The sequence below is a fragment of the Lysobacter sp. Root76 genome (genome assembly GCF_001428685.1).
Classification (GTDB): Bacteria; Pseudomonadota; Gammaproteobacteria; order Xanthomonadales; family Xanthomonadaceae; genus Lysobacter.
Window position 1 is genome coordinate 220,970 of the sequence record NZ_LMIK01000009.1, and the last position, 16,053, is coordinate 237,022.

Annotated in this window: 12 protein-coding genes and 1 pseudogene; 9 read left to right on the forward strand and 4 right to left on the reverse strand. The window is 70.0% G+C overall.

Annotated elements, in window-relative coordinates; all coding sequences use genetic code 11:
• Positions 1-91: 91 nt before the first annotated feature.
• The 4 genes from ASE10_RS18255 to ASE10_RS18270 form a co-directional block, all read right to left on the reverse strand.
• Entirely contained in the window at positions 92-3,388 is a 3,297-nt protein-coding gene (locus tag ASE10_RS18255; protein ID WP_055910610.1) for an autotransporter serine protease, read from the reverse strand.
• A 260-nt stretch (positions 3,389-3,648) separates the two neighbouring features.
• Positions 3,649-6,459: a TonB-dependent receptor gene (locus tag ASE10_RS18260; protein WP_162250488.1), complete on the reverse strand. Its 2,811-nt coding sequence runs from the start codon at positions 6,457-6,459 to the stop codon at positions 3,649-3,651.
• A 142-nt stretch (positions 6,460-6,601) separates the two neighbouring features.
• Entirely contained in the window at positions 6,602-7,621 is a 1,020-nt protein-coding gene (locus tag ASE10_RS18265; RefSeq protein WP_055910616.1) for a FecR domain-containing protein, read from the reverse strand.
• Positions 7,618-8,208, reverse strand: a complete 591-nt coding sequence (locus ASE10_RS18270) for an RNA polymerase sigma factor (RefSeq protein WP_082559968.1) — start codon at positions 8,206-8,208, stop codon at positions 7,618-7,620. The genes ASE10_RS18265 and ASE10_RS18270 overlap by 4 nt, the downstream gene beginning before the upstream one ends.
• Before the next feature lie 342 nt (positions 8,209-8,550).
• Between ASE10_RS18270 and pyrH the strand changes: the two genes are divergently transcribed.
• From pyrH to ASE10_RS18315, 9 genes and pseudogenes are all read left to right on the forward strand, one after another.
• Positions 8,551-9,273, forward strand: coding sequence for a UMP kinase (gene pyrH / locus ASE10_RS18275; protein WP_055910619.1), 723 nt, complete (start codon positions 8,551-8,553; stop codon positions 9,271-9,273).
• 37 nt (positions 9,274-9,310) lie between these two features.
• Positions 9,311-9,652, forward strand: coding sequence for a hypothetical protein (locus tag ASE10_RS18280; protein ID WP_055910622.1), 342 nt, complete (start codon positions 9,311-9,313; stop codon positions 9,650-9,652).
• A 45-nt stretch (positions 9,653-9,697) separates the two neighbouring features.
• A complete protein-coding gene (locus ASE10_RS18285; protein ID WP_055910625.1) occupies positions 9,698-10,618 on the forward strand; it encodes a cation diffusion facilitator family transporter in 921 nt (306 codons plus the stop codon).
• 115 nt (positions 10,619-10,733) lie between these two features.
• Complete coding sequence (gene frr / locus ASE10_RS18290; protein ID WP_055910628.1) at positions 10,734-11,291, forward strand: ribosome recycling factor; 558 nt, start codon at positions 10,734-10,736, stop codon at positions 11,289-11,291.
• 191 nt (positions 11,292-11,482) lie between these two features.
• Positions 11,483-12,256: a polyprenyl diphosphate synthase gene (uppS, locus tag ASE10_RS18295; RefSeq protein ID WP_055910631.1), complete on the forward strand. Its 774-nt coding sequence runs from the start codon at positions 11,483-11,485 to the stop codon at positions 12,254-12,256.
• The gene (locus tag ASE10_RS18300; RefSeq protein WP_055910634.1) at positions 12,253-13,104 is read left to right on the forward strand and encodes a phosphatidate cytidylyltransferase; all 852 of its coding nucleotides are present in this window, start codon (positions 12,253-12,255) and stop codon (positions 13,102-13,104) included. Before uppS ends, ASE10_RS18300 begins: the two co-directional genes overlap by 4 nt.
• Positions 13,105-13,106: 2 nt before the next feature.
• Positions 13,107-14,273: a 1-deoxy-D-xylulose-5-phosphate reductoisomerase gene (locus ASE10_RS18305; protein ID WP_055910641.1), complete on the forward strand. Its 1,167-nt coding sequence runs from the start codon at positions 13,107-13,109 to the stop codon at positions 14,271-14,273.
• Positions 14,274-14,305: 32 nt separating this feature from the next.
• Complete coding sequence (gene rseP, locus ASE10_RS18310; RefSeq protein WP_055910644.1) at positions 14,306-15,667, forward strand: RIP metalloprotease RseP; 1,362 nt, start codon at positions 14,306-14,308, stop codon at positions 15,665-15,667.
• Between the two features lie 95 nt (positions 15,668-15,762).
• Positions 15,763-16,053, forward strand: a pseudogene (locus ASE10_RS18315) (outer membrane protein assembly factor BamA); the annotation flags it as partial.

Below are 16,053 nucleotides of genomic sequence, written 5' to 3' on the forward strand. Positions count from 1 at the left end.
TGGGAGAGAGATCCCGACGTTGCGGCGCCGCATTCGGCGCCCCTCCGTCTCGACCGTGCCTGGCCGCCGTGCGCTATACGTCGTCCGACGGTCAGAACTGCAGGGAGTAGCGCGCGTTGACGGCGTGGTCGCGCGACTCGTCGGCCCACTGGCCGCTGTAGCTGAATTCGAGCAGGCCACCGCCGCCCAGGCGCGCGGCCAGGCCGGCTTCGAGCACGGTCGCGTCCTGCGCCAGCGAGGCGCCGTGCACGTCGAACGCGCCGCCGTTGTGCCAGGCCACCGCGGCCGACGGCGTTTCCGCGCCGCCGACGTGGCGCCGGCCGATGCCGCCGCGCAGGCTCAGCCAGGTTGCTTCCTGCTGCGCGCCCTTGAGGCCGACGTTGAAGCGCAGGCCCAGCGTCGACAGGTCCAGGCGCTGGTCGGCGCTAGCGCCGCTCAGGGCGGCCACGCCGCCGCTTTCCTGGAAGCCGTCGCTGCCCACGCGCACGTGCGCGTACTGCGCGTACGGCTCCCACTCCCAGGCGCCGGTGGCGATGCGGTAGCCGCCTTCGACGAAGGCCTGGCGGGTGTCGCCGTCGTAATCGGCGCGGGTGCGGTCGGCCAGGCCGGGGAAGCTCACGTTGCGTTCGATCTCGATGTCGTGGCGCGCATAGCCGGCGCCGGCGCGCAGGCCGAAACCGCCCCAGTTCTGGCCCAGGTACACACCCACGTGGCGGGAACGGACTTCGCCGCGCGAACGCCGCGCGCCGAGCCGGGCGTCGCTGCGGCCGAGGCCGCCGAGCACGCCCAGGCGCCAGCCGTTGCCGAAGCGGTAGTCGTAGCCGAGCAGACTGGCGTCGCCGTTGTAGCCGACTTCGCCGGCGTTGCCGTCGGCGTGCAGGCTGCCGCCGTTCTTGAGCAACTGGATCCAGGCCGCGGACTGCGCCTCGCCCTCGTCAGCGGCATCGAACGCGCCGCTGCCGGCTTGCGCGCGCGCCAGCGACGCCTCGCGCACGTGGCGGCTGTCGTCGATCAATACCGAGCGCAGGCTCGCATGCAGCTCGCCGCTGAGCGCATCGAGCGCGTCCATGGCCTGGGCCGGGAACAGCTGGGTCAGCGGCTGCGGCAGGCCCTGGTTCATCGCCAGCGCATCGGCCGCGCCCGCCGCCGAACGCTGGTTGTAAGTGTTAGCGGCGCTGGCGATGCTGGCGCCACGGACCACGTCGATAGCGACCCGGTCGGCGCCGTAGGCCAGATCGAACTTGAGGAAGGGCGAGAACGCGCTGTGGTCGATGCCGGCGAAGCGGCCGTCGACACCGGAGGTCGCCGACAGGATGCGGTAGCTTTGGCCGAGCAGGTACGTGCCCGGGCTGTGGAATACCCGCACCGTGCCGCCTTCCAGGGTGGCGCGGCCGTTGACCGACAGCAGGTCGGAGGCGGACGGCGCGGACAGCTCGACCTGGTAGACCGAACCCGCGGCCTGGGTGTAGTCGCCATCGACGGTCAGAGTGCCAATGGAATTGCCCGGCGCGATCGTGCCTTCGACCCGGGTCGTGCCCAGGTGGCCGCTGCCGCCGAGCGCGCCGCCGGTGCGCACCGTGGTGGTGCCGCCGAGCTGGCGGCCGTTGAACACGACCTTGCCGCCGACCACGTCGAGCCGGCCGCCGTTGAGCACGCCGCTGTCCGCGATCAGGCCCCAGCCGCGGTTGACGGTGAAGTCGAGGTCGTTGAGCGAGCCTTCGATGTTGGCCAGGCCGCCGTTGACGTTGAGCGCGCTGCGATGCAGTTCGCCGGTCAGCAGCAGCTCGCCGCCGTCGACGTCGACCGCGCCGGCGAGCTGGTTGCGGCCCGCCAGCTCCAGCCGGCCCGCACGCACCTCGGCGCCGGCGAAATCGTTGTCGCCGCTCAGGCGCAGCCAGCCCAGGCCGGACTTGCCGAGGCGGCCGGGGCCACCGATGTCGTTGCTCCAATCGTCCCAGGCGTCGCCCTGCCAGACCTTGGCGCCGCCGGCGCGCTGGTTCATGACCACGTCGGTGTCCACGCGCAGCTGGCCCGGGCCGTCGATCGCTTTCTTGAGATCGATCAGGCCCCAGCCGTAGCGTTCGTCCACGCCCGGGGCGCCCAGGTCGGTGGCGGTGGTCAGCAGAATGTCGCGGATCTGCGGGTTGTCGAGATAGGGATAGCGCTCCATCAGCAGCGCCAAGGCGCCGGTGACGTGCGGCGAAGCCATCGAGGTGCCGGTGTTGTCGCCGTAGCCGTAGTTCGGGTTCTGCGCGCCGATGTCCAGGCTCAGGGAACCATCGGGATTCCTGACCACGCGGCCGTCGATCTCGCCGTTGATCACGCTGGAGCGGATGCCGGTGCCGGGCGCGGCCACGCACCAGTCCTTGCTCAGTCCGCAGATGCTGGAGCTCGGGTCCAGGTTCAGATCGCGACCGACGTTGACCACGCTGAGCCAGTACTTCTCGATCTCCGGGGCGAAGCGGGGCAGGGTCGCGTAAGCGCCGGCGATGTTGCCGTATTGGTTGCCGGCGGCCCAGACGTTGATCATGCCGCTGCGCAGCGAGGCGTCTGCGAAGATGCGGTAGTAGTCGCCGTAGTCGGAGTATTCGCGGTCCAGGTCCTCGGGCGTGGCCGGCTCTGTGCCGTTGCCCCAGCTGTGGTTGATCGCGCGCACGCCCTGCGCGGCCATCTGGTCGAACATGCTGTCGAGCGCGGCCTCTCCCGGGCCCTGGGTCAGGGTGCGGCGCTGGATGCTGCCGTCCGCAGCGGTGTAGTACTCGTAGATGCGGTCGAAGAACAGCTTGGACGTGGTCAGCGATGCGCCGATGGCGACGCCGTGCATGCCGCGGCCGTCGCGGTTGGCGACCATGCTGCCGGCGACGTGGGTGCCGTGGCTGTTGTATTGCAGGATCAGGCGGATGCCGCTGCCGCCGAACGACAGGTTCGGCGGGATGCTGTCGCCGAGGTAATAGGCCTCGATTTGGGCGATATCGCCGTCGGACAGGAAGCAGGCGTCGGGGCCGCTGATCAGGCTGCTGCTGGCGCAGCCCGGATCGCCGATGCGGATCGCGCGGTGGTCGCGGCCGGCGAATTCGCCATGATTCAGCGCCGCACCGCTGTCGAACAAGCCCAGGCGCACGCCGCGACCGCTGAGGCCGCGCGCGTAGGCGTACTCGGCGCCGATAGCGCCCAGGCCCCAATCGGCCTTGAATTCACCGCTGCGCCAGCTGCCGGGATCGCCGACGACGCCGGCCTCCTGGTAGCCGCTCTGGGCGAAGGCCGGTACGGCCGCGCCGGACAGCAGGCCGGCGAGGATCGCCGCCGACAGCGCCGAACGGCCGCGGCCGCAGACGCGGTTGCGATCGCGACAATGGCGGTGACCCGATGCGTTTGCATTGCCTTGCATGCTGCCGATGCTCCTTTGAAGGCGGCGCGACGGGATCGCGTGGGCGTAATGGGGGATGAGGAGGGGTGCGCTGCGACGCGAGCCGCCCCCCTGTTCGACGGTGGATGCGGACCGTCGCCAGCGCGACCCCTGGTATCCATCAACGCAATGGCGCCTGCGCCCCCTACCCCGCGGCCATTCCCTGTTCTACGCGAAACACGCCGGGAACCTGCCAAGCCCGCGATTCGCGCACCGGCGCTCGCGCCGCGGACAGCCCACGCTCAGAAGCGGTAGGCCGCGCTCAACAGGTAGTAGCGTCCGCGCGGATCGTCGTAGGCGATGTCGTAGCCGCCCTTGGCGATGTCGTAGTTGACCGGCGTGCGGTCGCCGATATCGTGCACGTTGAGCGACAAGCGCCAGCGCTCGACGTTGTAGTCCAGGTTCAGATCGACCGTGCCCGAACCCGGATTGCGGCAGTGCCCGGCCAGGACGTTGCGCTTGGGACAGTCGCCGTCCGGGTCCGCGATCCGCGACGGGCCCAGTGCGCGCAGGTTCACCGCCGTGGTCCAGTTGCCGTAGGCCCATTGCAGGCCCGCCAGCGCGGTACGGTCCGGTGCGTTGTAGCCGGCATAGTCCTGGACCCGACTCTCGTCGTCGACGCGTCGCGACAAGCGATCGAGATAATTGCCGGCCAAGCGCAACGAGAACCGGCCCCAGCGCTGCGTCTGCAGGCGGTATTCGGCCTCGAACTCCCAGCCGCGCACATGGGTCTCGCCGATGTTGTCGTAATAGTCCTGCAAGCCGACCAGTCCGCCTGCTTCGTCGCGCTTGAACGAGCGCTCGCTCATCACGCTGGCGTCCATGCCGCTCACGGCCAGTATCTCGTTGCGGCGCTGGATGTCGAAATGGTCCAGCGCCAGAGTGAAGCTGGAGTTCGGCGCCCACACCAGGCCCAGGGTATAGCTGCGCGAGGTTTCCGGCTTGAGCTCGGTGTTCTCGAACGCGCCGCGCGTGACCACGCACTGGGTCTCGCCGTTCGGCCCGACGATGGGATTGCGGCAGGGACCGAAACCCGGATCCTGCACCACCGCACTCTGGTCGCTGACGTTGGGGCGGCGCAGTTCGTACAGCGACGGCGCACGATAGCCGGTGGCCCAGGTGCCGCGGAACGTCAGCGTGTCCAGCGCGTTCCACTTCAGTCCCAGCTTGGGCGAAAGCTTGTGGCGGTAACGTTCGCGGTAGTCGGCGCGCAGCGCGAACTCGCCCTGCAGGCGCGGCGCCAGCGGCGCGCTGAGTTCGGCGTACAGCGCCGCGATGATCTGCGAGCCGTCGACGCGCACCTTGGGCGGGCTGAGCGCGACGTCGTGCTCGACCATGCGCGGGTCGGGATTGTTTTCCAGCGCGTCGCGCCCCAGCTCCAGCCCTGCGGCCACGCGCGTGCGCCCGGCCGGCAGCGAGAACCAGGGGCCGTTGACGCCCAGCGTGATCTGGTCGAGTTCGGCCTTGCCGCGCGAGGTCAGGCGCGGCGAGAACGCCTCCAGGGTCTCGCGGCTGTTGTGTGCGTTGAAGCGGTAGCTGAGGTTGCCGACCAGTTCGTAGAACGCGCTCTCGCTGACCATGCCGTCGATGCGGTTGACCACCGAATTCTCGTGGTGGGCGAAACCCGCGCTCCATTCCCAATCGCCGCGGTAGGTCTTGACGCCCGCGCTCAGGTCCAGGGTGCGCGCCACGCTGCGGGTGCGGATCTGTCCGGCATCGTAGAAGGCGTAATACAGCGAAGTGAATTCGCCCGGAAAGAACGCGTCCGGATGTTCGTCCGGCAAGAAGACGTTGCCGTAGAACGGCGCGCCCAGCAATTGCTGCGAGACCTCGCCCACGCGCAGGTCGGCGTAGGCCTCGGTGTCGGCGCCGAAGGGCTGGCGCCAGTGCGCGTAGAACGAGGTGCGCTCGGCTTCGGGCTGCAGACTGATGTGCTTGGCCGTGTCCAAAATGCAGCGCCCTTTCCCGTCGCGGTGCTGACGCGGGCAGGCCCACCAGAAGTTGCCGGTCTCGTAGCCGATGTAGCCCAGCGGAATCCGCCAGTCGCCCAGCCCGTCGGCGCTGCGGTCCACGCTCCGCCAGGAGCGCTGCGCGCCCGACAGGCCGTCCTGCTGGAAATAGTCGGCGCTGAGGAACAGGTTGCCGCCGCGCTTGAGATCGACCCCGGTGCTGACCGAGACGCGGCGCTGCTTGGCGTCGTTGCGATCGGACACGCCCAGGCGCGCGATCGCTTCCGAGCCCTGCTGATCCTTCTTCAGGATGATGTTGACCACGCCGGCCATGGCGTCGGCGCCGTAGATCGCCGAGGCGCCGCCGCGGATGATCTCGATGCGCTCGACGATGCTGAGCGGAATCCCATCCAGGTCGGTCAGGCCGCCCAGTTCGGCCGAGATCAGGCCGTAGTTGGCGATGCGCTGGCCGTCGACCAGGAACAGGGTCGCGCGCGGCCCCAAGGCGTTGAGGCTGGTGGTGGCCGCGGCCGCGAACGGCTGCTGGTACGGCTGGCCGCCCTCGGACGCGACCGAGATCGGGTGGTGGCCGACCATGCCGGGCTGGAAGCGCAGCAGTTCGAACAGGGTCTGGTGGCCGCTGGCTTCGATTTCGCTGCGGCTGATGAGGGTCATGGGCGAGACCGGCACCGATTCCAGATCGCTGCGCGGGATGTGGCTGCCGGTGACGTGGATCGGCCCCAGGTTGGTCGGCTCTTCGATGCGCGGCGGCGGCGGCGGCAGCGGCCGCGGCGGCTTGGGCTTGGCGACCGCCACCGGCTTGGGCGCGGGCTGCAGCAGGAAAGTGTCGCCGTTGACCTTGACCACGAGCAGGCCGCTGCCCTGCAGCAGCCGCTCCAGCGCCTGCGCCGGGGTCAGCTCGGCGCGCAGGCCGGCGCTGCGCTTGCCCGCGACCAGGACCGGGGCGTAGATGATCTGGATCCGGCTGCGGGTGGCCAGCGCCTGCAGCGCGTCGTCGAGCGCGCCGGCCCGGATCGAGAAGCGTGTGACGGCCGACGGCGCGGCCGCAGCGGTCTGCGTGCCCTGCGCTGCGAGGCACAACAAGAACGCACTAGAGATGGCTAACGTGTGCCTAGAACTGGCCATTCATCCGGTGCGTCTTTCCCCCCGAGCGAGCAACCATACGGAAGCCCGGGAACGCCTGCAACGCGACGCCACTATTGGTTGCACCCGGCGGGCGACGGCTTCACTGGCGTGCGGCGTGAAGCAGGATTTCGTGCTCGCCCACGCGCCGCGACTGCAGCGACCAGCCGCGCTCCAGGGCCGCCAGCAGGGCGTCCTGATCGTCGATGTGGAACACGCCGCTGACCTTGAGCGCACCCAGCTCCGGCTGCTCCAGGCGCAGCTGGGTCTTGGAATAGCGGTTCATCTCGCCCAGCAGCTGGTCGAGACGGCGGTCCTTGAACACCAGATCGCCCTGCGGCCAGGCCTGGGCCACCGCCAGGTCCAGCGGACGCTTGGCCGCGAGCGCGCCGCTGCCGTCGATGCGGACCTGCTCGCCCGGCGCCAGGGTGCTGACGGCGCGCGCGGCGTCGGCGCCGACCGCGACCTCGACCACGCCCTCGATCAGGCCGACATCGACCGCCGTGCCGTCGCGGCTGACCTGGAAGGTGGTGCCGATGTCGCGGATGGTGCCGGCTCCGGCCTTGACCAGGAACGGACGCGGCGCGCGGCCGCTGCCGGTATCCCCGCCGACCGCGAACTGGACCCGCCCCTGGGCCACCTCGACCGTGCGCGCATCGCGGTCGAAGCGCGTGGTCACCGCCGTATGGGTGTCCAGCAGCAGGGTGGTGCCGTCGCTCAGGACGACGCTGCGCTGCTCGCCGATGGAGGTGGCATAGCGCGCGATCTGGGCCGGCGGCGCGCGCTGCATCCACGCCGCCACGCCGATCGCGACCGCCAGGGTCGCGGCGATCGCCGCGCCCGGGGCCAGCCAGGGGTGCAGGCCGGCGCCGCGCCGGGCGGTGTCGCGGCGCGCCGCGCGCGCGGCCGCGCGCAGCAAGTCGTCGTCGCCCAGCGCGGCCGACAGCTCGTGGATACGCTCGACCTCGCGGTAATCGCGGGGATGGGCCGGCGACTGCCCCAGCCAGCGCTCGAAGGCCTCGCGGTCGCGGGCGTCGCTGTCGGGCGCGTTCAGCCGCGCCACCCAGGCTTCGGCCTGGTCCGGTTCGTCGTATCGGTTCGAATTCGCGCTTGCGGTATTCATGCGCCACCTGCCATGTCAGGTAGATTTTCTCTCAGATGCAAGCGCAACAGGACCAGCGCGCGGCCGATATGTTTCTCCACGGCCTTGATGGAGATCCCACAATGGCGCGCGATCTCGGTATAGCTCATGCCTTCGATGCGGTTGAGCAGGTAGACCTGCCGGCACTTGGCCGGCAGCCGCAGGATCGCCTCACGCACGCGCGCCAGCTCCTGTTGGTTGGCCACGCGCTGGTCGTGGGCGAGGTCCGCCGACGGCAAGCCGTGGAAATGCTGATCGAAGCTCACGTGCGCCGACGCGTGCTGGCTTTGCTGGCGGCGGCCGCGGTCGTTGAACTCGTTCATCGCGATCCGGTACATCAGCAGCTTGAGCTGCTCGGCCGGCTGGCCGCGGTAGCGCATCAGCCGGACCAGGCTCTCCTGGGCGATGTCCTTGGCGTCTTCCTCGCCGGTGCGCTTGCTCAGGAAGCGGACCAGGGCCTCGCGGTGCTCGAGCACGAAGCGCTCGAAGCCGTCGTCGCCGCGCGGACGCGGCGCAGGATGCTCCGGCTCGGGATGCTCCGGCTCGGGCGGATCCGAATAGGCGTTCATATAAGCGTGATGCACGGGGCGAACCAAGGGCTCAGGCCGCCGCGGCGCGGTGCCGGCGCGACGGACCGTGGCGCGAGGCGCCGGCTGCTGCGCTGGAAACCAGATCGTTCATCGGCACCTGCCCCTGTTGGCGTTGCGTGGTAACACCGGAACGGCCGCGCTGGGCGGCGAACCGGCATGCGCTAGCTTTGTAACATGGAATCCGCTACCCCTAAGAAGGGCCGGCGACCGTGCCGAAGCCGATCAAGCGCGACCCTCATCGCAATCCCGTAACGCGATCCGGCTCGTGGAACCCTACCCAACTCGGCTAGAATCTCGGGGTTTGCTCACCCAGAGGTCCGTATGTCCCAGCTCGCCTGTCGCCGTGTCCTGCTCAAGTTGTCCGGCGAGGCGCTGATGGGGGACGAGGACTACGGCATCGACCCCAAGGTGATCGGCCGGCTCGCCCGCGAGGTGGTCGAGGCCCAGCACGCCGGGGCCGAGGTCGCGCTGGTGATCGGCGGCGGCAACATCTTCCGCGGCGCCGGCCTGGCCGCCGGCGGCATGGACCGGGTCACCGGCGACCAGATGGGCATGCTCGCCACCGTCATCAACGCCCTGGCGATGCAGGACGCGCTGGAGAAGCTCGGCGCCAAGGCGCGGGTGATGAGCGCGATCAAGATCAACGACGTCTGCGAGGACTACATCCGCCGGCGCGCGATCCGCCACCTGGAAAAGGGCCGCCTGGTGATCTTCGCCGCCGGCACCGGCAACCCCTTCTTCACCACCGACTCGGGCGCCGCGCTGCGCGCGATCGAGATCGGCGCCGACCTGCTGCTGAAGGCGACCAAGGTCGACGGCGTCTACGACAAGGACCCGAAGAAGCACAGCGACGCGGTCCGCTACGACAAGCTCAGCTACGACCAGGTGATCGCGCGCGACCTGCAGGTCATGGACACGGCCGCGTTCGCGCTGTGCCGCGACAGCGACCTGCCGCTGCGCATCTTCGACATGAGCCAGCCGGGCGTGCTGCTGCGGATCCTGCGCGGCGAGCACATCGGTACGCTGGTGCAGGGGCGCGGCTGATCGCGGCTGCGCGGCAAGACTCGCTCTGATCCGCAAAATGATCGCGCTGCACGAAGCGAACCTGGCAGACATGCCCGATCATGGGGTCCTGAACGACCCCTGGACCTACGACGTCGTCGAAGCGCGCTACGTGGCAGGAAGGCGTCCGTTCGGAACGCTCGACCTTGTCCTGGAAAAGGACGGCCAGCGCCTGGTGCTGCGTTTCACCGATGCGCACGATCTGGCGATAGACCCGGGATTTCCCTACTGCTACATGGGCCTCGAGCTCCTGGACGTATCCAGCATCGGTTGGGAGCGCACCCGTATCCGGGTCCAGGGCTCCGAGGACGCGCCGGGCATCCGCTTCTGGGCCGGCGACGTGCAGCGCATCGACGGCTGACGGCCTGTAATAGTGTCCCCGCGTGCGCCGTGGCAGCATCCGCGCATGCACTCGCACAACCACGATCACGCCGCGAACGGCACCCGCGCCTTCGCCGCCATCACCCTGATCAATCTCGCCTACACCGCGCTCGAGGCCGGTTACGGTTTCGCCACTAATTCGCTGGCCCTGTTGTCCGATGCGCTGCACAACCTCGGCGACGTGCTCGGCCTGGGCCTGGCCTGGGGCGCGGCGGTGCTGGCCAAGCGCACGCCCACCGACCGCCACACCTACGGCTGGCGCCGCGCCACCCTGCTGTCGCCGCTGGCCAATGCGCTGCTGCTGGTCGCGTTCTCCGGCGCCCTGGCCTGGGAGGCGATCCGCCGCTTCAGCGCCCCGCCGGAAATCCCGGCGCTGCCGGTGATGGTGGTCGCCGCGATCGGCATCGCGGTCAACCTGGGGGCGGCCTGGTTCGTGCGCGACGGCCACGCCCAGGACCTCAACCGCCGCGGCGCCTTCCTGCACCTGGTCGCCGACGCCGCGGTGTCGCTGGCGGCGGTGCTGGCCGGCGCCGGCATGTGGTGGCTGAGCTGGGAATGGCTGGACCCGGTGATCGCGCTGTTGATCGGCGTGGTGGTCGCGGTCGGCGCGTTCGGGCTGCTGCGCGAAAGCTTCAATGCGGCGATGGACGCGGTGCCGCGCGGCATCGACCAGACCCAGGTCGCGGCCTTCCTGGCGCAGCAGCCCGGCGTGGTCGCGGTCCATCATCTGCATATCTGGTCGCTGGGCGCGGGCGAAATCGCGATGACCGCGCACCTGGTGCGCCCGGACGACAGCGACCACGACGTGTTCATCGACCGCCTCAACCACGCACTCGACGAGCGCTTCGGCATCAACCACCCGACCCTGCAGGTCGAGCACGGCCGCAGCTGCGAACACGACCGCCACGACCGCGCGCCGCACGGCGATCACGCCCACGAGCATTGACGCCGGCGCCCGCGCGGCGCCCCCGGAACCGGCTCCGGGCCTGCCTTCGGGCCGCAAATGCGGCCCCGGGCCTATATAATCCCGCGATTACCGTTCATAAGGACCGGAGCCGGCGATGCTCAACGACATCAAGAAAGACGCCCAGACCCGCATGGCCAAAAGCGTCGAAGCGTTTCGCCACGACCTGACCCGGGTCCGCACCGGCCGCGCCTCGACCGCGCTGGTCGACCACCTCAAGGTCAACTACTACGGCTCCGACATGCCCCTGTCGCAGGTCGCCAGCGTCGCCATCTCCGACGCCCGCACGCTGATGATCACGCCCTGGGAAAAGCAGATGGTCGGCCCGGTCGAGAAGGCGATCCTGGCCTCCGACCTCGGCCTGACCCCGAACACCGCCGGCACCGTGATCCGGATCAACCTGCCCGCCCTCACCGAGGAGCGCCGCAAGGAGCTGAGCAAGCACGTCCACGGCGAAGGCGAAACCGCCAAGATCGCGATCCGCAACATCCGCCGCGACGCCAACCACCAGATCAAGGAACTGCTGAAGGACAAGCAGATCACCGAGGACGAGGCCGGCCGCAGCGAAACCGAGATCCAGAAGATCACCGACAGCGCGATCAAGGACGTCGACGAGGTGATCAAGGCCAAGGAACAGGAACTGATGGCGGTCTGAGGCCGCACCGTCCGCGCGGCCGCGTCGTCCGGCATCGAACTTTCGCCGGCCGCGCCGGTCCGCTACTGACCTGTCCGGGCAGGCTCGAAACACCGAGCCCGCGCACGACCGGCCCGCGCCCGCAGCGCGGACCGGCCGCCCGCCGCCTGAACCCGCCTACCCCATCCGCTTCCAGGTCCGCCGCCGGCTCCATGCCTTCCGATTCCGCCCCCGCCGCGCCGCCGGTCCCGCGCCACCTCGCCGTCATCATGGACGGCAACGGTCGCTGGGCCGAACGCCGCCGTCGCCCGCGCATGATCGGGCACCGTGCCGGCGCGCGCGCGGTCGACGTCTGCATCGATTTCTGCATCGAGCGCGGGATCCGGGCGCTGACCCTGTTCGCCTTCTCCAGCGAAAACTGGGGCCGGCCCGAGGACGAGGTCGGCGCGCTGATGAAGCTGTTCCTCAACGCCCTGGAGCGCGAGGTCGACGAACTCGACCGGCGCGGCGTCCGGGTGCGCTTCATCGGCGAGCGCGAGCGCTTCGCCGCGCCGATCCGCCAGCGCATGGACGCCGCCGAGCAGCAGACCCGCCACAACGACAGGCTGCACCTGACCATCGCCGCCAGCTACGGCGGGCGCTGGGACATCGCCCAGGCCGCGCGTTCGCTGGCCCAGGACGTGGCCGCCGGCCGCCTGGCCCCCGAGGCCGTGGACGAGGCCGCGCTGGCCGCGCGCATGGCCCTGGCCGACCTGCCGGCGCCGGACCTGTTCATCCGCACCGGCGGCGACACCCGGATCAGCAATTTCCTGCTTTGGCAGCTGGCCTACACCGAACTGTGGTTCACCGATGCGTTGTGGCCGGAACTGGATGCGGCCACACTCCAGCGCGCCCTCGACGATTTCGCCCGCCGGGAACGCCGCTACGGCCTGACCGGCGCGCAGATCGCCGCGCGCTCCAACGATTCCGACGAGACCGCTGCATGACCCGAACCCGCCTGATCGCCGCGCTGGTAATGACCCCGTTCGCGATCGCGGCGATCCTGTTGCTGCCTACGCCCTGGGTGATGGCGGTGGCCGCGGTGCTGTTCCTGATCGGGCTGTGGGAGTGGTTCGACCTGACCGAAATCGAAGACACCCTCTCGCGCACCGTGCTGCTGGCCGCCAACCTGGCGCTGATGGTCGCGATCGTCTGGGCCTCGCGCTCGGGCGCGCCCGAGGTCGCCGGGGTGCCGTCGATGGTGCTGTTCAAGATCGCCTCCCTGGTCGGCGTGATCTGGTGGCTGCTTGCCCTGTTCTGGCTGCAGCGTTACCAATTCGCGAGCAATCACGAGTCCTATGCGCGTGCGTTCAAGCTCGCCGCCGGCGCGCTCAGCGTGATCCCGGCCTGGTGCGCCTTGACCTGGATCCACGCCGGCCAGCCCAACGGCCATCGCTGGCTGCTGACCGCGCTGGCCGTGGTCTGGGCGGCCGACAGCGGCGCCTACTTCGCCGGGCGCAAGTTCGGCCGGCTCAAGCTGGCGCCGCGGGTCAGCCCCAACAAGACCATCGAAGGCCTGGTCGGCGGCGTGCTCGCCGGCGTCGCGGTCGGCATCGCGTTCGCGACCTTCGCCGGCGCCCAGCCGGCGCAACTGCCGGCGGTGGCCCTGGTCGCGTTCGTGGCGGTGCTGTTCTCGGTGGTCGGCGACCTGTTCGAGAGCCTGCTCAAGCGCCACGCCGGCGTGAAGGATTCCGGCAACCTCATTCCCGGCCACGGCGGCGTCCTCGATCGCGTCGACGGGGTGCTCGCCGCACTGCCGGTGTTCGCGCTCGGCAAGGCCGTGCTGGGCTTCTGAACATGCAGCACATCGCCGTACTCGGCGCGACCGGCTCCATCGGCACCTCGGCGCTGGACGTGATCGCGCGCCATCCCGAGCGCCTGCGCGTCAGCGTGCTGGCCGCCGGCGGCCGCGTCGAACAACTGCTGAGCCTGTGCGAGCGCCACCGTCCGGCGCATGCGGTGATCGCCGACGCGGCCTGCTACCCGGCGCTGCGCGACGGCCTGCGCGCGCGCGGCCTGGACACCCAGGCGCACTGCGGCGACGAAGCCCTGGTCGCGCTGGTGTCGGGCGACGCCTGCGACACCGTGGTCGCGGCCATCGTCGGCGCGGCCGGGCTGGACTCGACCCTGGCCGCGGCCCGCAGCGGCAAGCGCCTGCTGCTGGCCAACAAGGAGTCGCTGGTCCTGGCCGGTGAGTTGCTGATGCGTGCCGCGCACGAAGCCGGCACCACCATCGTGCCGATCGACAGCGAGCACAACGCGATCTTCCAATGCCTGCCCGATGCGCACGCGCATGCCGGTTTGGCACGCATTCTGCTCACTGCGTCCGGCGGCCCGTTCCGCGGCCGCAGCCGCGAGCAATTGGCGCAGGTCACGCCCGAGCAGGCGGTCGCGCATCCGAAGTGGTCGATGGGCCCGAAGATCTCGGTCGATTCGGCGACCCTGATGAACAAGGGTCTGGAAGTGATCGAGGCCCACCACCTGTTCGGCGTACCGGGCGAGCGCATCCAGGTGCTGGTGCACCCGCAGAGCCTGGTCCATTCGCTGGTCGAATTCGTCGACGGCTCGACCCTGGCCCAGCTCGGCCTGCCCGACATGCGCACCGCGCTGGCGGTGGGTTTCGGCTGGCCCGAGCGGATCGCCTCCGGCGTGGCCGGGCTGGACATGCTGGCCCACGGCCGGCTCGATTTCGAGCCGCCGGACCAGGGCGCTTTCCCCTGCCTGCGCCTGGCCTTCGAGGCCCTGGCCGCGGGCGGCACCGCCCCGGCGGTGTTGAATGCCGCCAACGAAGTCGCCGTTTCAGCGTTTCTTCAGCGGCGTATCGGTTTCCTAGCGATACCGGCGCTGGTCGAGGACACCCTCGCGGCGCTCCCCTCCACCCCGGCGACCTCGCTGGCGGTCCTGCGCGATGCCGATGCGCAGGCGCGCCGGTACGCCGGGCAGGCCATCGACCACAAGGCGTAACGCATGGCCCCGACCCGCACCGTGGAACTCCCATGAGCGAATTCATCGGCTCGGTCTGGTGGCTGCTGGTCAGCCTGGGTGTGCTCGTGACCTTCCACGAGTTCGGCCACTATTGGGTCGCGCGACGCTGTGGGGTCAAGGTGCTGCGCTTCTCGGTCGGCTTCGGCAAGCCGCTGTGGATGCGCCGCGACCGCAACGGCACCGAATTCGCGATCGCCGCGGTTCCGCTCGGCGGTTACGTCAAGATGCTCGACGAGCGCGAAGGCGACGTCGATCCGGCCGAGGCCCCGCAGGCCTTCAATCGCCAGCACGTGTTCAAGCGCATCGCGATCGTCGCCGCCGGCCCGATCGCCAACCTGATCCTGTGCGTGGCGCTGTTCTGGCTGATGTTCGTGATCGGCCGGCCGGACTACGCGCCCGCGGTCGGCCAGGTCGAAGGCCTGGCCGCGCAGTCGGGCCTGGCCCGCGGCGACATCATCGTCGCCATCGGCGAGCGCGCCACGCCCACCACCACCGAGGCCGGCATGGCCCTGCTGTCGGCGGCGCTGGATCGCAGCGACGTGGCGATGCGGGTGCGCGGCGACGACGGCCGCGAGACGGTCCGCACCCTGCGCCTGTCGAAGCTGCCGGCCGGCATCGACGAGCGCGAACTGCTCAACCACACCGGCCTGATCTGGCGCCACCAGCTGTTGCCGGCGGTGATCGGCCGCGTGCTGCCGAACCGTCCTGCGTGGGGCGTGTTGGCCGAAGCCGATCGCGTGACCGCAATCGACGGCGAGCCGGTGCGGTCCTGGGCCGACGTCGCGCCCCTGGTCGACGCCCTGGGCCGGCGCGGCGGCGAGGCCATGATCGAAGTGCAGCGCGGCGACGACCGCCTGGGGTTCCCGCTGGCGCCGCTGCGCGGCGAAAACCCCGAAACCCACAAGCAGCAATGGATGCTGGGCCTGGAACCGGCCAAGGGCAAACCCCAGCCCGACGCGGTGCTGCGCTACGGACCGATCGACGCGATCCCCGCCGCCTTGCGCGAAATGGGCCGTCAGACCCAGGACATGGCGGCGATGATCGGCCGTGCGTTCAGCGGCCGGCTCTCGGTCGAGAACACCGTCGCCGGCCCGATCACCATCGCCCGGGCCGCCAACGACAATGCCCGGCACGGCCCGGCCTGGTATCTGCAGATGCTGGCGCTGCTGTCGCTGAGCCTGGGGATCCTGAACCTCCTCCCCATCCCGATCTTGGACGGCGGTCACCTGCTGTATTACCTTATCGAGCTGGTCAAGGGCAGCCCGGTCAGCGAGCGCGTGATGGCCGCCGGCCAATTTGTAGGTCTGGCGCTGATCGTCAGCCTGATGGGCTTGGCGTTCTACAACGACATCGTGAACAACCTGGTGCGCTGATGCCGGCACTGCCTATCGACCCGATGCCTCGATCGCTCGAAGCCTCGAACCGGCGCCCCGTTGCGGGCGTCAACGAACCCCAACCGGACGTAATGATGACGCGAACCCCTCCTCGCCGCATGCTCGCCCTCGCCCTCGCCACGGCGTTGACCTCGGCCGCGGCAGCTCCTGCGTTGGCGCAGTCGGCCGACCCGTTCGCGCTACCCGGCGCGCCGGCCCCGGCGCCGGGTTCGTTCACCGTCAGCGACATCCGCGTCGACGGCCTGCAGCGCATCTCCGCCGGTACGGTGTTCACCTACCTGCCGATCGAACGCGGCGACACCATGGACGGCGCCAAGGCCGGCGATGCGATCCGCGCGCTGTACAAGACCGGCTTCTTCGAAGAC